We start from the raw sequence: 18,036 nt of genomic DNA, 5'->3' as shown, positions 1-18,036 counted from the left end.
GAAGTGATCAGGTTTGAAGTCCGCGCCGAGCCGCTTAAGAATCGTAGGCTCGATCCTTCGAAGTCGCTGCCTGCGGTCTGTATTTCAGCTCATTCTTTGTGTGACGACTGTCACGACATAACGGCCGCTGTCGTTGGTGTAATCATCGGCGAGACTTCTGAGCAAGTCACCCATCTGGTCTGATGTGACAGCGAATTCTCCATAGTTGGGATCGAAGAGAGTGGTCATTCCATTGGAGGTGGACGTTGCGACTTGGTGTGCGGGCCATGCTTCGGGGAAGCGCAAGCTGAGCAAATAGACAGATGGGTCTTCGGTGACTTCATGCGCGATCCCGGCGATCTGCGAGGACGTACCAAAACTATAAGGGCAGTATCTAGCGGAGGTTTTTCGCGAAAATTGTCGTAGGTTTCGTCTCGAAGCGGCAAGACAACCAGAGCCCGAAACTCCGTCTGGACCCATTGCGCGGCCTCGAACATAAGCAATTGCTCATCTAGGGTCCGCTTATCACAGTTATCCAGGACCAGAACCACCAGTTTGTTACGCTCAGTTCCAAAGTGGCTGCAGTGGCATATCGCTTTTGAATGAAGGTCCGCGTCAGCTTCCTTGAGGGTCTTATAAAGTTCCGCGTTGTACCGTTCAGGATCGCCTTCAAGAAGTTTGCCAAGGCCCTTTCTAAACCGGTTTGCCTCGACGCTGTACACCGACTGCAGCGTGTCGAACTTCTCAAAGTCGAGTTCTGGATATGCGGCGCGCAAGCCACTTACGATCTCTCGCCGTAGATAGTTGTAAATCTCGGTGTTGGAGATGGGCGCGGTGTTCATGTTTATATGAACCCACACCGTCCGATCCCGGACCTCCTTGCTCAGCGTTACTTCTTGAAGACGATCAATAAAAGTTGTCTTGCCCGCTCCCGCGCCGCCAATGATCAACAGTACTTGATGCTCTAGCTGACGAGGCGCCGACAACGTCCGCGATATTTCCGAAGGATCGCCCGTATTAATAAGCTTCGCATCCGCGTAAAACCCTGGTGTCGATGCACGCATCACTTGATCGATCGGTTCGACGTAGCGATCGCGTCGTATCGAGGGAACGTAACCTTCCCGTGCGACATAAGCTCCGTCCGCACGACGAACGGGATTAAATACGTGAGCGAGGTCCGCTGATATCGTTGCGCCGAACGAATTGTTACCCACAACATCCGACTGAACGGAAGCACCGCCGACCAATCGTCGGGGCTTCCAGTATCGCTCTGGCTTTATGAGGGCACTTAAGCGGACGCACTCATTCTCAAGTGCGTCGCTGCCCAGAAAATCGTATAGGGCGGACAGCTTATCAGAATACGCGTCGATGTCAGCGTACGACAAGATGAGATGAGGTTTTGCCTGATCATGATAGCCGGCGAACAGGTGATCACCATTCACCGCGATGACCCGGCCAAGTGGATTCAGCTTCGCCGGGAACATCGCATTCATTTCTGCTGCATAGAGGCGTGCTTCTCGAAATGCCTCGTCAAGGTCGGCACCGCGTTCTTTGGCTTCTATGATGAGCAGCGGAAGATTTGTCTTCACGATGAGATAGTCGGGAAAGTAACTTTTCTGCTTTGCGCCCTTGTCGATCACGAATTTACGGACGTTGCGCTTGGTTATTATGCTCTCGCTCGCGATGCCCAATCCGTACGGCTTTTCGGCGAGAAGAAACGGCAGAACAAGCTTCTGCTCGACATCACTTTCATTGAGAAGTTCAGATAGTTTTGGCTTGTCAAACGGCATGACAGTGTCCCCCAGCCCTACAGAGCTTAGCTTTTGCTCCATCAGAATTAAAGGGAGTAAGAGAAGCTTACGTGATGTTTTCGGGGAAGGATTGACTACCTGGGTTCAGCCAGCTTGCTAGAACTGGAACGATTCCCCTCCAGCAGCTCGAATCCTCTGTGTGTGGCGTGGAGTTCCCATGTCGGTCCAGCGTCGAAAGCCGGCCGAGTTCGGCACCAAGGTCCCCTATCCGGGCTTCATCGAGCCGGCGTTACCGACCGCGATCGAGCGGGTGCCTACCGGTGCCAGATGGATTCACGAGATCAAGCACGACGGGTATCGCCTGATCGTTCAGCGCGAGGGCAAGATCGTGCGGCTATGGACGAAGAACGGGTACGACTGGAGCAAGCGATTTCCGCTGATCCAGGAGGCCGCTCTCCGCAACCGTCAAAGTTCGTTTGTGATCGATGGGGAAGCGGTCCTGCTGGGCGTGGATGGCCGATCCGATTTCGACGGACTGCACAGCCGGCAACATGACGACGAGGTCCAGTTCTACGCCTTCGATATTCTAGTCGCCGACGGCGAGGACATCCGCAAGCCGCCGCTGAGCATGCAGAAGGCGAGCCTTGCGCAGCTACTGGCGAGGCGTGTGGACGGCATTCACGCGGCACCCTTCGAGGAGGGAGAGATCGGCCCGGACCTGTTCCGGGCGGCCTGCGAAATTGGGCTGGAGGGCCTGGTTTCCAAGCAAAAGGAGCGGCCTTACCGCGCTGGTCGTTGTGACCACTGGATCAAGGTGAAGAATCGGACGCACCCGAGCTTCGAGCGTGTGAAGGATTCGTTCTCATGAAGACAGTCTGGGGCACGAGGGATGAACAACAGCATAGTCAAATCGACAGCGCTAAAGGTGCTGGAGCCGAAGGCCGAGACCAAGCACAGGTACTGGCCTTGGCTGGCTTACCTCTCGTGCTTTTTGGTGGGGGTAGTCGCGATTGGTAGAGCCCTCGCCGACTTCGCGAACCGCCACCCGTGGCCGATCGTATGCATCGTTATTGGCCTGATTTGGCTGGACATACGAGACATGTAGGGAGCGCCGGTTCTCCCTCGCCATCCCAATGCATCAAGGTTGAATGGTGTCGAAGCACTGAGAGCGGCCTTATCGCGCCGGCCGGTCGCCGCACTGGGTCGAGGCGAAAAACCCCGACCATCCGGCCATGCAGCGCGGCGAGGACTGGAATTAAACTACTTCACCGGCACGCCCACACATCGCCGCCAGCACACTCCTTTTCAGTGAACCACAGCAATCCACGCTTTTGCCGCCGCCGCGACTATCTAGGCCGTGTTACCTCATAAATTGATCATGTCAGCTCAGCCCCCAAGAGCAGCGCAAAAGCAGACAAGCCAATATCGACGCGATGGGCCATGTGTGGACGGCTCCGGGTTGGCAAGGAGAATCTTCACTTTGCGGCGTTGGTCGGAGCGGCCATGTGTTCGGCCTGTTTGCGCGGTTCACATGACCGCTGGCCATAATGCCCTCCGCGGATCAGGTCCCGATCAAAAGCACGCATTCGAAGATGCCATGGCCCATGTGGGTTGTCCTGATCGCCGGATCGACCGGCGCTGCATTAGGTGCTGTTCGCCCTCCCAACCGTTACGTCACACCGGATGTCCGGTGTGATCTCGTCTCGTTACGCCGCGAGAGCGGCGGGTTCATGGTAACGTTCGTTCCTGGCCGTCATCGCCCAGGCCATCCGGGCGAGTTTGTTGGCGAGCGCAATGGCAGCGACCTTAGTGGGTCGCCGGGCCAACAATCGAGTGAGCCAGGGCCGATGATCGGTACCATGGATCTTGGCATAGCGGATCACGGCGAGCGCGCCAGCCGTGAACAAGCTGCGCAAATAGCGATCGCCTTGTTTGCTGATACTGCCCAGCTTGTCCTTGCCCCCGCTCGAGTTCTGCTTCGGCACGAGCCCAACCCAGGCCGAGAAGTCTCGTCCCGATCGGAAAGCCTTAGGATCTGCAATGCTGGCGACCAGCGCTGTGGCCAGCGCCGGCCCGACGCCGGGGATCGCGTCCAGCCGTTTGCTCGTCGCGCTTGATCGATGCCAGGCGATGATGCGTCGGTCGAACTCCAGGATTTGGGCCTTCAATGCGCGCAATTGACTGCCGAGAGCAGCAAGACACGCACGGGCCCCCTCGGGGAGCCGGTAGTCGGTTTTATCGGCTACGATTTCCAGCAGTTGCTCGACACCCCTGCGCCCGACAGGGGCGACAATCCCGAACTCGGCAAGATAGGCGCGGATTGAATTGATCACGGCAGTCTGCTGGCGAATGAAGAGATGGCGCGCTCGATGAAGCATCAGACAGCCCTGTTGCTCGACCGTCTTGCTTGGCACGAACCGCATGTTGGGTCTCGTGACCGCCTCGCAAATTGCCTCCGCGTCGGTGCTGTCATTCTTCTGCCGCTTGACGTAAGGCTTCACATAGGCCGGAGGCATCAATCGCACCGTATGCCCTAACGCCTGCAACTCGCGGGACCAATGGTGCGATGATGCGCAAGCCTCGATCCCCACAAGACATGGCGGCAGCTTCTGAAAAAACGCCAGGACGTGGCGGCGCTTCAATTGACGGCGGATAACCACTTGGCCGGCTGCATCAACGCCGTGTACTTGGAAGACCGACTTCGCAATATCCAGACCGATTGTCGAAATTGACTGCATAGGTTGCTCCTCCGAATCGTGGGAGCCTCAAAATGGCGCCCATCCTTGGCGCTCTCGCGCCGGTGGAGGAGCCGTCCACAGCATCAACAGCTGACGTGTCACGCCCAGTCGCGGCCAGACGATGTCCCGCGGCGCCCCGGCGCGGAAGCAATCATGCGGCCTTCTGTGGCACACCCTGTGTTTGGGCCGCAAGCCTGTCGGCCGCACCGGCCCGGGCCGGGATCACCAGCGTCGCGACCAAGCCGGGATGAGCGTCGCCGAGCCTGAGCTCGCCGCCGTGCAGCGTCGCGACCGCCGAGGCGAGGCTCAGCCCGAGACCAGAACCCGGCAGCGTGCGGCTTGCCTCAAGCCGGACGAATCGCTCCACCGCATGCTTGCGGTCGGCCTGGGGTATGCCGGGACCGTGGTCGGTGACGCTGAGCAGCACGGCGTCGCCCTCGCGCCGCGCCTCGATCAGGATTTGCTTGGTCGCAGCGACCGCCTCCGGGTCGATCGGCCGCACCACCGGCTTGCCATATTTGATCGCGTTCTCGACGAGGTTGGCGAGCGCCTGGCTTATCAATTCGCGGTTGCCGTAGAGCGGGCTGCATGCGGTCTTCACATGCAGGCTCATGCCGTCGTCCTCGGCGAGCGGCTCGTAGAGCTCGTGGATGCCTTCGGCAACATCGGCCGCATCGAAATCATCCATGTTGCCGCGCGCCTGCCCGGATTCGGCCCGCGCGATCATGAGCAGCGCGTTGAAAGTGCGGATCAACCCGTCCGACTCCTCGATGGTACGCTCCAGCGCGGCACGGTAGTCGGCCTCGCAGCCGGATTTCGCCAGCGCTTCCTCGGCGCGGTTGCGCAGGCGCGTCAACGGCGTCTTCAAATCATGCGCGATGTTGTCGGAGACTTCCTTCAACCCCATCATCAGCGCTTCGATGCGCTCGAGCATCGCATTGAGGTTGGACGCCAGCCGGTCGAGTTCGTCGCCGCTGCGCCCCACCGGCAAGCGGTCGGAGAGATCGCCCGCCATGATGCGCTGGGCGGTGCCGGTCATGGCATCGATGCGCTGCAGCACCCGCCGCGCGACAAAGATGCCGCCGCCAATGCCGAGCACTACCACGACCAGAATCGACCATTGCGCCGCCTTGGCGACGATGCCGAACAGCCGTCGCCGCTCCTCCAGATCGCGCCCGATCAGAAGGCGCAAGCCGCCCGAGAGCTGGGTCACGTTCACCAGCGCGCGGTGATAGGCATTGTCCTCCTCATCCAGCCGCCGGTAGGCGGTCTCGGACCAGCCCGTCGTACCCATCACGCCCGGCGCGAGCGAGTCGATATTTCCGACGATCGCCCGACCCGTCGGCGTGGTGACGAGATAGAGATTGGCGCCGGGCCGCAGCGCACGCCTCTCGATTTTGGAGAACAGGCCGCGCAGTCCGCGACGGTCATAGATGCCGGTGATTTCGCTGACCTCGGCGCTGACGGTCGTGGTGATCTGCTCGGTGATCATCCGACGCGTGTTCAAGGCGAAATAGCCAAGCAGCGACGCCGCGAACAGCGCGAACAGGAACAGATAGACCAGCGTCAGCCGGAACGCTGTGGTTCGGATCAGCTTACCGAATGCCGTCACGGATCAAGTCACCTGAGCCTTGAAATGGCCGGTTCTGGTTCAATATCGGCCAGCTTAACAGGCACAGGAGCCGGCCAGAAGAGGCCGGTTCCTTAGAACTTCGTAATGAACGGCGGAATCCAAGGTGACGGATTCGTATCGGTCGTTCCCCTTTCTCGTAAACGTCACCGGTCAGCCAGGTTATGAACTCAACGGGCCCTCCAGTGGCGCTAGTAATGTCTGCATTGGGTCTTGGTTGTGTAAAAACGTCTTAGCGGAAGCCTAGACGCGTCACGAGCTTGGCGACGTGGTGAGGCGCAGTCATTTTGCCGAGTTTGGCGGCTTTTTCGACATGGAAGCGCTCCTGATGCGGATATGAGCGGTCTTGGGCGGTTCTTCACGGGCAGACGAACGCATGTCTGCGATGACTATGCCCTCATCGCCGCCATGAGCGGTTGGATACCCATGATGTTCATGACGCGCGTGAGATTGTAAGCCAGCACATGAAGTGCCATCTCGGCGGCAACCCGTGGCAGCGTCGTCATCAAGAAGTGGGTTGCTCCCATCCGGGCCTTGATGGTGCCGAAGGGATGTTCGACCGTCTCGCGCCGCTGGCGCATCTTCTCCGGATGCTCGTCGAGTCGCCGCTGAACGGATTCGAGAAGGTGTTCATGCTCCCATCGGGTGATTCTCCGCTCCTTGCCGGTGGTGCAGCTCTGCTTGATCGCGCAGCGCTGGCAGGCGTTGGTCGAGTAGCGGCGCAGGACCAATCCGTTTTCTTCGGTCGTGAAGGAGTAGGCGAGCCGCTCTCCCGCCGGACAAATGTAAACGTCCTCCTCAGCGGCGTAGCGGAAGTCCTGCTTGCCGAAGCGCCCTTCCGTCTTTGAGTTCGAGGTCATCGGCTTTGGCAGCGTGACCGTGATGCCAGCTTCCTCGCATGCCAGGATTTGCTCGCTGCTGAAGTAGCCGCGATCGGCGACGACATCGAGGCTCGTGGCTTCCAGCGTCGCTTTCGTCTCCTTGGCCACGTTGGCGAGCTGCGACCGGTCGGTGCCGACGTTGGTCACCTCATGCGTGACGATCAGATGATGCTTGGTGTCCACGGCGACCTGGACGTTGTAGCCTACGACGCCAGAGCCCCGGCCGCTCGTCGCCATCGAACGGGAATCAGGATCGGTCAGCGATATCTGCTGGTCCGGTGTGGCGATCATCCGCGCCTCCAGTGCATGAAGGCGTTGCATTTCCTCCTTCAGCTTCGCAATCTTCTCCGTCAGCCGGGTCGTCTTGGTTGTGCGCGCCAGCGACGGCTCCTGCCGATCCGCGCTGTCGAGTTGGTGCAGATAGCGAGCGACGCTCTCCTCAATCTGCGCCAGGCGCCGCTCCATCTTGGCGCGCGTGAAGTTCTTGTCTCGGTTGTTCACCGCCTTGAACTTGCTGCCATCGATCGCAACGCTGGCTTCCTCCGCGAACAGGCCCATGGCGCGGCAGAGCGCAACGAACCGAGCACAGACCTGCCGGATGGCACGGCCGTTGTCCTTGCGGAAATCCGCAATCGTCTTGTGATCGGGAACAAGGCGGCCGGTGAGCCACATTACCTCAACGTTGCGTCCGGCCTCACGCTCGAGCCGACTGCTCGACTGAACCCAGTTGAGGTAGCCGTAGATGTAGAGCTTCAGCAGTACCGACGGATGATACGAAGGCCGGCCGGTTGCCTCCGGATCAACGCCGCCGAATCCAAGCTCGGCCAGATCGAGTTCGTCGACAAAGACGTCGATGACGCGAACTGGATTGTCCTCGCCGATCCAGTCTTCCACGCATTCAGGAAACAAAGTGCTCTGCCCTCGATCCGCACCCTCAATGAAGCGCTTCATCCGATCCCCCCACAAATCGTGCGGGAATCATATCGCGCGAATCACGTTAAGCGCAGCGTTTTCACACAACCAGGGTCACGAGCGTCGTCCACTGAGATAGATGGTGGCCTGTCGATTTCTGCTTTGGCCCGTAAGCGACCGAGGTCGTGTGGCGGTGCGATTGTCGCGATGGGCACACGAGCGGACTCTTTGCACCGTGGCCCGGCTCAGATGGCAAGAGTTACGGCAATCTAAGCGGATAACGATTAGAACGGAGGCGGCTCTGGCTGCTTTGGCTTCGGGCCGAAAGCCCGCGCCGTATCCCGCTGAGGGCGGCTCACTTTGGACAGAGCGAGTTGCCGCGCATACTCCTGGTCACCGATTACCCTGTATTGCGGGCTTGTCAGCGAGGCAAGAAACGCCACCAAGTCATCGATCTCCGGCTCCGTCAGCGCCAGCGGCTGCATGTCCTTGTCGAGCCAAGGGTCATTGAGTCCATCACCCTTGTTGTAATGATCCATGGCATCCCACAACGTTTGCATCGACCCGTCGTGGAAGTAAGGCCCGGTCACGAGCACATTTCGCAGCCCCGGCGTCTTGAAAGAGGCGATATCCTTCTGCTCTCTCGTAACGAGGAAGCGCCCGAGGGCCGACAGATCGCTCGTGATCGCCGCGGTATCGATGGCCGCCAGTTGTCCTTGCGCCAGCTCGCGTTCGGCCTTCTGCGCCAAGGGGACGACGTTATGCCGGATGATTCCGATGCCAATGTTGTGGAAGTCGTTATCCCTGAACAGGGTGGCATCGCGCTGGTTGTCTGCCAGAGCATGGCACAGGTGGCAGCGGGCCTTGGCGTTGAACAGTTCCCAACCGCGTTTGGCTTGGTCGCTGATGGCGTTGGCGTCTCCGGCGATGAAATGGTCGAAGGGCGAATCGAAAGATGCCAGCGTCTGTTCGTACTGGGCAATGGCGCTCAGCATATCCTGCTCGTTGACGGCCCGGTCGAAGGCCTCCATGAACTGTCTCTGATAGTCCTTATCGCCGGCGATCCTGGCCACCGCGTCGCTGACGCTGGCGGCGCCCATCTCGAACGGATTGGTGATCGGCAGTGCCGCCTGCTGCTCCAGCGTATTGACTCGGCCGTCCCAGAACTGCGTCTTATTGTAGAGCGCATTCAACGCGGTGGGGGCGTTGCGCTGGCCGACGCGGCCATGGATGCCGACTGACGCCGGTCTGCCGTCGGTGAAGGCGCGAGCCGGATCGTGGCAGGTGGCGCAGGCGACGGTGCCGTCTCCTGAAAGCCGAGGCTCGAAGAACAGCTTCTGACCCAATGCGACTCTGGCAGGTCTGAGGGTCGCCGGCGAGATCACATACTGGGTCAAGACCTGGGGGAATCCGACCTGATTTGATGTGGGCGACTCGGCTAGCGGGCCTGGCTTGGGCAGGTGCGGTGCCTGTCCCGGCGCGAGCGCGGGCGGTGGACCGACGCCGGTGTCTTCCTCAACGGCCCGCGCAGCAACTACCGCGAAAATATACGATAGGAGCAATAATACCGCGAGGCATGTGGCGCGCATCCGATATCCAATGACCGGCATCGCAGGCTGCTGTGCACGCGCAGCGAGCGGCCAAGTGGCAGCCGAGCTTGTAATTAGTTTGATGAACTCGCGTCGCTTCATTGTCTTCCCCGAGGCTCAGGCGCACGCCAATTGGGCTTTTGATTTAAGCCAACGTTCAGCCGACAACAACCTGTAACAATTGGGAGCTGTTTCGGTGAAACAAAGCTGAAACATTAAGCTGCGAACCGTGCCGGCGATGCAATCGCATCAACAACAGCAACGCACCGGGGATATACTGTGAGCACGCTGCAAGCCTACAAGCGAGCGCCCGATCTGAGCAATTCGACGTGGTACAAGGGCGTCCTTAATAGCCTGATGGCCGGGACCGAAGATAATTAATAATGGAGCGCTTGACTTCGTTATCGTCAGGATGAGGCGTGGCGACGAGCCGCCGCCCCACGTTCATGCGCGAGAGCATGAATATTTCTACATCTTGTCGGGCGAGGTGACGGTGTATGTCGGGGACAGAACCTTTAGCCTCACGACCGGAGACACCATGTTTCTTCCGCTCGGAGTGCCCCATGCATTCCGGATTGGGTCCGATGAGCTTCATTCGATCGCTTTAATCACTCCCGGCGGCTTGTTTGAAGCCATCAATAAGATGAGTGCCCCGGCAGAGCGCATGGAAGTGCCGGCCGATGAAAATATCGTCGCTTATGCCAACTATGCCAACGCGGACATGACGGAGACGATCTTATTGGATCGATTTGGCCTACGATTCCTGACTCCAGATGAAATCCGTAAGAAAATGCCGGAATATCCTCTGTAGGTCACCGTAGTCTGGTCTTAACGCACCGCAACCGGCCCTACCGGCCGGTCGCCGCACCGGGTCCCCTCAACGCCTCCATTAGGGATACTCACCGTCCAATCTGGTACGTGGATTGCGCACAAACCCGTCACCGTGCTGGATTTCATCAATCTTGCGATCGTGAACTGTGACCCGCTTGTCGAGATTCGAAAAGCGTTCGTCGAAGCGCGCCATTCCGATCAGAACTTCCCCGAATTTCTTGACTTCCTTTTGCATCACCGCAACGTCATCCTTCAGATTGGCGACGTTGTTTTTGAGCGTCAGAAATACCCCGAGACCGCCTCCGATGATGGAGATGATTTCGATGATGTTTCCGACGGATATGGTGTAATCGATCACCACAGAGCTGGTCGCAATCATTTCTTGATCGCCCGAATTGCGGCGACCGCGGCAACCGCCGTAGACGCACCGATGAAAAACGAGGTGAAGATTGATTGTTCGGTTCGGTCCCACGCCGATTGACCATCAAGGCCCGGCTTGCCGATCGAAGGGACGCCCCAGGAGCCCGGCTTGTGGCTCACCAATTCAGGAAGCGGGATGTACCAATCTCAATTCAGGCCGGGCAGCCATCGGCAGCTATCGAGCACCACCTGCCACTCATGCCAGACGAACGGAGCCAGGATAATCGACATCATGATGATAGTGGGCCCCCACGTCCCTTCCTTCATCCGGATTGCGGCGTTCTGGTTGTCCGCATTTTGAAGGCCGCCGAGCGCGGTATTCGCGACCGATCCGACGGTTTGAGTCGTCGTGATTTGGATTTGCTTGTCGGCATCAACCATGCCGTTCAGCCACGTGAAAAGGGGCCCAAGCACCACCTTGAAGAGGGACAGAACCCCGCCGATGATTATACATGGTGATTCGCCTATCGCTTCGGTCGTACGTTTCCGCACCCTGTGCGCCCCCAAGGCGTTGCGCCCCCAAAGGCCCTGCTGCGAAGATATTCAATCAAGCTGCCGAGGAGCTGACGCTGTGCGCAGTTAGAGCGGATGAGGAAGGGATCGTCAATCTGACGGCATCCGGAAGTCTGGCGCGGGCAGCAACATTCTCAGGCGAATGCGGGGAGGGTCTCAATGCTTAGGTTGATCTCTCTGCAACCCGCCTCGTATGGCCGGTCCTTGTCGCTGATCATTCAGCGCAGCGTCATGGCGTCCTCTTGAACAGTTCTGCAGCAGAGACGTGACGGATCTGCAATCCCATTTTGGCGTGGCTCTCGTTGACTCAAATCGTGCGAGCACGCGCCCGACAAGTGGGCAGACCGCTCAAAACCTCACCTATGAGTTTGTGACGTCGGAAATCGCTTGCCCCCGCTGCACGGCCGACCATCGAGATCGACGACGTTGCCCACATTTTCGGATATCGATCTGCTACCTGTCCGGCCGTACTATCTCCGCTCGACGGCAAGGCCGGGCTATGACGCCTTCGCGGCAATCCGCAAGATCATGCCCAAGATGGAGATGGCGATCGGTCGCCTCGTGCTGTCGAACCGTGAGCACACCATCGCAATCGAGCTGCCGGACAAGGGCTCGATAAAGCGCCGCCACGTTCGCCAAACGCCGAGCACATTAACATACGCATTCCATGCTGCCGCACATGAGGTGGGCAATTCCGCGAAATCGCCCCGAAATTCCTATACGATGACCACACGAAGCGAATTGATGACGCGCGCGCCGTTCGCACCGATTAATGCGATGCGACGGTCCGGTGCAAGCGAACGGCGCGGAAATCACCGAATCGTTTCATCGCGAACCAATCCAGGAGATTTGGATGAGATTCAGGAGATTTGGATGAGATTAGTGAAAACCTCTGCGATCGCGTGCGCCCTTTCGGCTTTGCTTGTCGGCCCCGTCCTCGCGCAAGGACTCTCTGCTGACACCACCAAGCTCCGCAGCGGCTTGCAAGGCAAAAAAACACAGGGCACCATGAGCGATGACGAGGTTTTGACCACGCACCCCGGCGCTGTGGGCGGAAAAGCGGGCATGAAGTCAACCAAGAGCACTAAGGGTGCGACCGGCACCACAGGCACCGCCCCATCCAAAGCAACTGTTGACGATTCGGCAACTGGCGGCAGCGGCGAACGCGACTGAAGCCCACCTCCTGCGCCCGCAGACCTCCGGTCGTGCGCTGTGGCTGGAGGTTTTTCTGCCAAGGGTGCTCTCGGTGGAGAGTTGCTCATCCGATTGAACCGTTCGGGTTTACCAGAGCGGTTTTGTGGCACCAAAGAGTCCCGGCATCCTGTCGGAGGCCGGCGGAAGTCTAAAGCTCGCTTGGCGTTTTCCGGCTATTCCGAACCCTGGCCCAATCGGGAGTGCACCGAAATGGTCGAGCACGCTTACGTGGATGGCCATGGCATCCGGATTTATACCAACGGCCTTAGGGGCTGACCGCGGCCCATGATCGGCTAGTGATGGAGGCGATACGGTCTGGATCATCTGCGAAGAAGGTCCAAGCGCTGCAGGCGCTGTCGAGGATGTCGTCGTAGCTGTCGAAGACGGTAATGGCGAGTTTGTTGCCACGCAGATACTCCCAGATGTTTTCGACCGGGTTGAGTTCAGGCGCATAGGGCGGCAAATGGACGAGCGTGATGTTGTCCGGGACGGCGAGATCTTTGGCGACATGATAGCCGGCGCCATCGAAGACGAGCGCGGCGTGACTGCCTGGTGCGACCTGGCGGCCGATCTCGGCAAGATGCAATGACATGACCTCGGTGTTGGCCGTTGGGACGACGAGGGCTGCGGTAGCGCGGCGTTGTGGACAGACGGCGCAGAAGATGTAGGCCCATTCGTAGCGCTGATCGCGTGGTGCGCGCGGCCGCGTTCCGCGCTTGGCCCAGACCCGGGTCAGCGTACCTTGCTGGCCGATGCGCGCCTCGTCCTGGAACCAGATTTCGATGGGTTTGTCTTTGGCGTGGTTGGGGAGTTTTGCCGCAACCGTCGCAGCGAAGTTTTTTTAAACGCCGCCTGGGCTTCTTCATCCGTCTGCGGATGGCGCGAACGCACCGAGAGCCGGCGGTAGCCGAGCTTGGCCAACAGCTTGCCGACCGAGCGTTCGTGCAACGCGACGCCAAAGCGCCGTTCCAGCTCGTCGCGCAAATCCACGCGCCGCCAGCGCACCACCCCGTGACGGGCCGGATCGGGACCTGCCGCGACCAGACCAGCCAGTTCGGCCAGCTGTTCGGCCGAGAGTTTCGGCGCCGGCCCCGGCAGCTGGCGATCGTACAGGCCGCTCAGGCCCTCGGCATTGTAGCGATGCACCCAGTCTCGCAAGGTCTGCCGATCCATGCCGCAGGTCTCGGCCGCCGTCTTGCGATCCGCTCCGTCGAACACCATCGCAAGCGATAGCATCCGCCGCGCTGCCGAACCGTCCTTTGCCCGCTTCGTCGCTGCACGAAGCTCCGATGCCGTCATATCAAGCCGTGTGATTGTTACCACTGCCCCCATCGATGCCACTCCTCTCGCAGGAGAACAGCATCGAGTCAGACTTTCTCTGATTTGGGAATCCCAAATCGAGTCAATCGCCGTGGCCGTTGGTATTATACGACACTCATTGGAATGGACGAGCGTGACCTACGACGCTTACAAGCACTGCGTTTTAGAGCGTTTGTTGTCCATGTTTTCGATAGCGGCGAATACATGAATAGCCGCTTTGTGAGGAAGTCCTAGCTCAAGTTGGTCCGTCAACTGGTTAACGCCGACATTCCGTCGATTCAGTTCCTAGCCTTGGGTGATGTCCATTCCGATCTCGCCGCTATAATCCCCGCCGAGGCGCTCATTCGCACGCGATCATTGATTAGCAGGGCTGGAAGCGTTGTTCCTGAGATTGCTAAACCACCATTGCCGATCTCAGGAGCTCTGGCATGCACTGAGAAACGACAGTATCGCAATGTCCTTCTGCCAAACGGCGACGTGACACTCTGCTGTATGGATTTCGAGAGACGCCACGTTCTGGGGAACCTTCTGCGCGACGAGTACGAAGATCTCTTCGAAGGGCCAGGTTTTCGCCAGATCGTCGATCGAATGAACGGAGCGAGTGGCTCTCTGCTTTGTAGGATGTGTGAACGGGCCACACCAAAATTGCAGGATCAGTGGTCATGACAACGGCGAGCGCCGTTAGCTCGGCCTCGCGGAGGATATCCTCGTCCGGTTTTGCGCTACGGCGGCTTGGTGAAGCAACGACTGACGCTCAGCGTCTAGCCAGGAACAGGGCTACAAATCACGAAAGGCTTCGGCGCAGCTCGAAACTACGCCGCGCAAGGGAGCCGGGGAAGCCTGAAGCTGCAAAGTGGCAGTGTCCAGAAATCTTTCGCGCATTCGATTAGGCGACAGTTCCGGAAAGTCAGAAGAACCGCGCGATACTTGTCGCGAGATCCCGGGTCGTGGACATTCGCTGGGATATCGAGACGGGATCGAGGTCGAATGGAAACATCTGCGGTGGCCCTAAGTCCATATCTTTGGTAATCGCTCTAAACACCTCGCGGAACATCCAGCCTTTGTATTTCTCTTCGCCAGCCGCCTTAAGGGCCGCGAGCAGCGTATCCCTGTGGCCGCATTGCAGGACCTCCTCAAGCGCCTAGATCGGGCAATAGATGATGTAGCGGCGATCTTCCGACGTTATATCGCCCTCCTCGTCCGCCAAGCGCGTTGCCTTGTCCAGAATGCTTGCGCTCGGCTGCGGGCTCATCATGAAGAACGAGTCGAGCGTAACGACCATCGGATGTGCGTCATCGGCCAGGGTCTTTGGCTGTGCCGCGCCGAATGTGTGAGAACTAGCGCCACAGCTGAAATGCGCCGCGCGCAAGCATGCATATACTGCTTCTTTTCCGCTTCGAATGGATCTTCGGCGAATTGCGCCAAGTCACGAGCATCTACACAGATTTTTCTGTCATGAGCCGGTGGACGTGTTTCTGGCCAGGAAAGCCACTTTTTCCAACACTGTGAGCCCTCGTTCGATCAGGTAGTTGATACCTCGATCTCCCGCCTTGATGGCCTCAACGATTAATCTCGCGCTAAGGCACAGGCGCAAGGCGGCAACCGGCGTTCCTTCCAGCTCGCCGCAGAGAACCGGTTGTCCCAATTCGCAACGTACTGACGATATTCCCTCGTAGCGCTTCGGCAGACCCGGTCTCGTGATTAGATCCCCCCTTATCTGATTGTAAATTATTTTGACTTCTTCCACAGGGAGCGGCTTTCGTCTTCCTCCCTGATCGATCCGCAACGGAAGGAAGGGAAAGATTGTCGGAATCTGATCCCATGATTCGCGCGTCTCCGACGGAAGGCGATGCAAGGTCGGCTGTTCTAGGAGCTCAAATTGACGGGCGTCGTTGAGCCAGGAGACAATCGCATTACGAAAAGACTGCACGACCTTTCCGACATTTTCCTCTGGAATAGCGCAGAAGGCGCGCAACTCCGCAAGCGCCGCCTCCCACCGTAGAAGCAGCCCAAAGTTAGTTACATTGCAAAGCGAGTGGACCCCATTCCAATGTTGCGGCCACTCTGCGCGCGCACTATTGACATTAAGCTCGGGCTTCATCGGTTGTTTCATCAACCGACATGCCGCAGCCTCGGGCACCAGTAGCATCGCAGAAAATGCGGGACCGCTCACAAATTTTGATCCAGTGACGACTACCAGACAATCCGCTGTGAGGTAACTTCGTAGCGTGCTCGGTGCCAGCCGGAACTGGGCTGCATCGACGAGAATTTCGATGATATGAGGCCAGCGACGCTTTAGATCCAGCGTCCGATTCGGACTGGGAGACAACACTCCGGTTTTTGAAACGTCGGTCAACGCTATTAGAATGCGATCGTACTGCTTTACAGCAGTCGATACCATTGCCTCGAGTTCGTCATTAATGGTTGCAATTGATCGGAGGCTACAGTCTTCCGTGCGAATCGTTATCGTTTTGACATCGATAGAATCGTGAAGATTACCCACATACGGAGAACGCATGGTCCCAGCGAGGGCATGCGCGACACCACTGCCGGTCTCCGCCGATTGAACCATAATGGCCAGCGTCTTTGCCGGAGGGCTTGCAGCCACCAGCTTCGCAGCGAGCATGTGAGCGTCCGTTCCAGACGGAGACACAATGACCTCAAGTCCGGAAACTTGTCTCAGGCCACAGAGATCAATGAATTCGCGGCGTACTCTGCAGACTTCCGCCAAATAGATTTCGGTCGAGTTTCCGTTTTGCAGGGTCTTCAAGAGCCTATCACGGACTTGCTCAGCGGCGGAAAATCCAGCTTCAGAGATCGTGGATGCCGTTGCAGAACCAAATGCAACTAGTCGGTTATCGGGTCTCGGTCGGCACCCGTATTTATTGGCCATTTCTCGCGGGTCGAGCTCGATGCGCTCATCGCCTCCCGCGATCAGCAGTTCGGGAGTTGACGGCAGGTAAGAGTCGGGACGGAGTAAGGGTGTCATCATGACCACGTCCAAGCGTTTACTGTTGCAGGAATAAGGTCGGCGAGCTGTTTAAGGCTCTCGATAAGGATCGCGCCAGAACCCGGCGGTTTTCTGGAGCGCTCATCAGCGTCGTATGGTTGCCTCGAATTGGTTCGGCATGAATCGCCGCCGCACTCAAGACTTGGTCCCAACCCCGCATAGGCGAACTTGCCTCTGGACCGATTGAGCTCTCGGCTGGTCGGCGCCGATCACTGAGGGGAGGCTCAGTGGCATAGAATTGATGTATTTCAACTGGCAGGGTTGGAGCTTGATACAACTGCAGCGCCCTTTGAAATTGGGCAATTCTTTCATACGTCAAAAAGTCATCTTGGAGATCTCGATCCAAAGGTATCGCCCCGATTTGCTGCGCCTTTTCGAGCCACTCACGAACTGAGCTTTGTCCGGCAAGGCCGTCCAACATTTCGAACCGCTCATCATCTAAGGGTTCGAGCGATTCTAATGCAGCTTCTAGTACCCATTGGGTTGGTGATACGCTCGATGGATTTGCAAATAGCGTGACATCGATGAAAGCCAGGAATGACACAGTTTCATCGAGGCTCAGTAAGCGCTGGGCAATCGCGTAAGCCAAGATTGCCCCTGAGGAATATCCGGCAAAGCGATATGGACCCTGCGGCTGAATCTTTTTCATAGCTAAGATTACTTGCGCCGCTATCGCTTCAATTGTTGGTGGATGAACTTCATTGAAAGACGGCCATGGCAGTGCATACACCGGCGCGTCTACGTCCATTTCCTTCACTAAGCTAAGGACGTAGGAACAGTCCCCTAAACCTGTAGGAACAAAGAAGAGCGGGGGTTGCGATCCCGTCACACGGATGGATAGCACTCCAGCTGTATGGCGGTGCGATGCCAACTCAACCTTCGCTGCGAGTACCTTCAAAGTAGGAGCTTGAAAGAGATCAACGGCGCTAAACTTCATCCCAAGATCTAGCGCTCGACTTAAGAGCCGCATCGCCAACAGCGAGTGGCCGCCCAGCGCGAAGAAGTTGTCGTGCCGCCCGACCCGCGCCACGCCGAGCAGCTCGGCCCAGATCTCGGCCAGCGCCGTCTCGATCTCGCCCCGCGGCGCCTCATAGGCGTGGTGCGCATACGCCTCATCCTGCGGCGCCGGCAACGCGTTGCGGTCCAGCTTGCCGTTCGGCGTCAGCGGCAGCGCCTCGATGCGCACAAACGCGGACGGCACCATGTGCTCCGGCAGTCGCGCGCTCACGTGCCTGCGCAAGGTGCCGGCAAGCTCGCCGCCATCCTCC

At 58.5% G+C, this 18,036-nt stretch carries 17 protein-coding genes; 5 read left to right on the top strand and 12 right to left on the bottom strand.

Going from position 1 to position 18,036, the window contains the following annotated elements; translation table 11 throughout:
* Window positions 1–84 precede the first annotated feature (84 nt).
* Window positions 85–330: a YopT-type cysteine protease domain-containing protein gene (locus J6497_RS37205; protein WP_312010437.1), complete on the bottom strand. Its 246-nt coding sequence runs from the start codon at window positions 328–330 to the stop codon at window positions 85–87.
* Window positions 225–1,769: a type I restriction endonuclease gene (locus J6497_RS41760; RefSeq protein ID WP_225709170.1), complete on the bottom strand. Its 1,545-nt coding sequence runs from the start codon at window positions 1,767–1,769 to the stop codon at window positions 225–227. Before J6497_RS41760 ends, J6497_RS37205 begins: the two co-directional genes overlap by 106 nt.
* A 178-nt stretch (window positions 1,770–1,947) precedes the next feature.
* On the opposite strand from J6497_RS41760, the gene J6497_RS37195 reads away from it, so the two are divergent.
* Window positions 1,948–2,598, top strand: a complete 651-nt coding sequence (locus tag J6497_RS37195; RefSeq protein WP_225709158.1) for an ATP-dependent DNA ligase — start codon at window positions 1,948–1,950, stop codon at window positions 2,596–2,598.
* A gap of 838 nt (window positions 2,599–3,436) precedes the next feature.
* Here J6497_RS37195 and J6497_RS37190 read toward each other — a convergent pair.
* The 4 genes from J6497_RS37190 to J6497_RS37175 all read right to left on the bottom strand — a co-directional run bounded on the left by J6497_RS37190 (window position 3,437) and on the right by J6497_RS37175 (window position 9,237).
* Window positions 3,437–4,468 carry an IS110 family RNA-guided transposase gene (locus tag J6497_RS37190; RefSeq protein ID WP_225709157.1) on the bottom strand — a complete coding sequence of 344 codons (1,032 nt, stop codon included), beginning with the start codon at window positions 4,466–4,468 and terminating at the stop codon, window positions 3,437–3,439.
* A gap of 151 nt (window positions 4,469–4,619) precedes the next feature.
* Window positions 4,620–6,080: a sensor histidine kinase gene (locus J6497_RS37185; RefSeq protein WP_225709156.1), complete on the bottom strand. Its 1,461-nt coding sequence runs from the start codon at window positions 6,078–6,080 to the stop codon at window positions 4,620–4,622.
* A gap of 407 nt (window positions 6,081–6,487) precedes the next feature.
* A complete protein-coding gene (locus J6497_RS37180; RefSeq protein WP_225709155.1) occupies window positions 6,488–7,930 on the bottom strand; it encodes an IS1182 family transposase in 1,443 nt (480 codons plus the stop codon).
* A gap of 245 nt (window positions 7,931–8,175) precedes the next feature.
* Window positions 8,176–9,237, bottom strand: a complete 1,062-nt coding sequence (locus tag J6497_RS37175) for a cytochrome-c peroxidase (protein WP_249793919.1) — start codon at window positions 9,235–9,237, stop codon at window positions 8,176–8,178.
* A gap of 253 nt (window positions 9,238–9,490) precedes the next feature.
* Between J6497_RS37175 and J6497_RS37170 the strand changes: the two genes are divergently transcribed.
* Window positions 9,491–9,658, top strand: a complete 168-nt coding sequence (locus J6497_RS37170; RefSeq protein ID WP_225709169.1) for a hypothetical protein — start codon at window positions 9,491–9,493, stop codon at window positions 9,656–9,658.
* A gap of 195 nt (window positions 9,659–9,853) precedes the next feature.
* Complete coding sequence (locus tag J6497_RS37165) at window positions 9,854–10,291, top strand: cupin domain-containing protein (RefSeq protein ID WP_312010436.1); 438 nt, start codon at window positions 9,854–9,856, stop codon at window positions 10,289–10,291.
* A 78-nt stretch (window positions 10,292–10,369) separates the two neighbouring features.
* Here the strand turns inward: J6497_RS37165 and J6497_RS37160 are convergent, their stop codons facing one another.
* Both J6497_RS37160 and J6497_RS37155 read right to left on the bottom strand, forming a co-directional pair.
* Window positions 10,370–10,690 (bottom strand): hypothetical protein, encoded by a 321-nt coding sequence (locus J6497_RS37160; RefSeq protein WP_225709153.1) that lies wholly within the window; start codon window positions 10,688–10,690, stop codon window positions 10,370–10,372.
* Window positions 10,691–10,878: 188 nt separating this feature from the next.
* A complete protein-coding gene (locus J6497_RS37155) occupies window positions 10,879–11,112 on the bottom strand; it encodes a hypothetical protein (RefSeq protein WP_225709152.1) in 234 nt (77 codons plus the stop codon).
* A gap of 558 nt (window positions 11,113–11,670) precedes the next feature.
* On the opposite strand from J6497_RS37155, the gene J6497_RS37150 reads away from it, so the two are divergent.
* Complete coding sequence (locus J6497_RS37150; protein WP_225709151.1) at window positions 11,671–12,417, top strand: hypothetical protein; 747 nt, start codon at window positions 11,671–11,673, stop codon at window positions 12,415–12,417.
* Between the two features lie 286 nt (window positions 12,418–12,703).
* On the opposite strand, the gene J6497_RS37145 is transcribed toward J6497_RS37150, so the two are convergent.
* A protein-coding gene (locus J6497_RS37145; RefSeq protein WP_225709150.1) for an IS630 family transposase occupies window positions 12,704–13,770 on the bottom strand; the annotation gives its coding sequence in 2 pieces (ribosomal slippage) (window positions 12,704–13,281 and window positions 13,281–13,770; 1,068 coding nt in all).
* A gap of 228 nt (window positions 13,771–13,998) precedes the next feature.
* On the opposite strand from J6497_RS37145, the gene J6497_RS41755 reads away from it, so the two are divergent.
* Window positions 13,999–14,424 (top strand): SPASM domain-containing protein, encoded by a 426-nt coding sequence (locus tag J6497_RS41755; protein ID WP_312010434.1) that lies wholly within the window; start codon window positions 13,999–14,001, stop codon window positions 14,422–14,424.
* 475 nt (window positions 14,425–14,899) lie between these two features.
* On the opposite strand, the gene J6497_RS37135 is transcribed toward J6497_RS41755, so the two are convergent.
* The 3 genes from J6497_RS37135 to J6497_RS37125 form a co-directional block, all read right to left on the bottom strand.
* On the bottom strand, window positions 14,900–15,040 hold the full coding sequence (locus tag J6497_RS37135; RefSeq protein WP_225709149.1) for a hypothetical protein: 141 nt from the start codon (window positions 15,038–15,040) through the stop codon (window positions 14,900–14,902).
* Window positions 15,041–15,211: 171 nt separating this feature from the next.
* Window positions 15,212–16,750 (bottom strand): hypothetical protein, encoded by a 1,539-nt coding sequence (locus J6497_RS37130; protein ID WP_225709148.1) that lies wholly within the window; start codon window positions 16,748–16,750, stop codon window positions 15,212–15,214.
* 16 nt (window positions 16,751–16,766) lie between these two features.
* Window positions 16,767–18,036, bottom strand: a 1,270-nt coding sequence (locus J6497_RS37125; protein WP_225709147.1) for a thioesterase domain-containing protein, incomplete at its 5' end; no start/stop codon positions are given.

This window comes from Bradyrhizobium cenepequi (genome assembly GCF_020329485.1).
In the GTDB taxonomy this organism is placed as follows: domain Bacteria; phylum Pseudomonadota; class Alphaproteobacteria; order Rhizobiales; family Xanthobacteraceae; genus Bradyrhizobium; species Bradyrhizobium cenepequi.
The sequence above is the reverse complement of the archived record's forward strand: the minus strand, read 5'-3'. Positions and strand labels throughout refer to the sequence as shown.

What these genes read in the sequence shown, in the direction of transcription:
- J6497_RS41760 (WP_225709170.1), bottom strand. Translation starts at nt 1,769, where the DNA reads ATGCCGTTTGACAAGCCAAAACTATCTGAACTTCTCAATGAAAGTGAT.
- J6497_RS37195 (WP_225709158.1), top strand. Translation starts at nt 1,948, where the DNA reads ATGTCGGTCCAGCGTCGAAAGCCGGCCGAGTTCGGCACCAAGGTCCCC.
- J6497_RS37190 (WP_225709157.1), bottom strand. Translation starts at nt 4,468, where the DNA reads ATGCAGTCAATTTCGACAATCGGTCTGGATATTGCGAAGTCGGTCTTC.
- J6497_RS37180 (WP_225709155.1), bottom strand. Translation starts at nt 7,930, where the DNA reads ATGAAGCGCTTCATTGAGGGTGCGGATCGAGGGCAGAGCACTTTGTTT.
- J6497_RS37170 (WP_225709169.1), top strand. Translation starts at nt 9,491, where the DNA reads ATGACCGGCATCGCAGGCTGCTGTGCACGCGCAGCGAGCGGCCAAGTG.
- J6497_RS37160 (WP_225709153.1), bottom strand. Translation starts at nt 10,690, where the DNA reads ATGATTGCGACCAGCTCTGTGGTGATCGATTACACCATATCCGTCGGA.
- J6497_RS37155 (WP_225709152.1), bottom strand. Translation starts at nt 11,112, where the DNA reads ATGGTTGATGCCGACAAGCAAATCCAAATCACGACGACTCAAACCGTC.
- J6497_RS37135 (WP_225709149.1), bottom strand. Translation starts at nt 15,040, where the DNA reads ATGGTCGTTACGCTCGACTCGTTCTTCATGATGAGCCCGCAGCCGAGC.
- J6497_RS37130 (WP_225709148.1), bottom strand. Translation starts at nt 16,750, where the DNA reads ATGATGACACCCTTACTCCGTCCCGACTCTTACCTGCCGTCAACTCCC.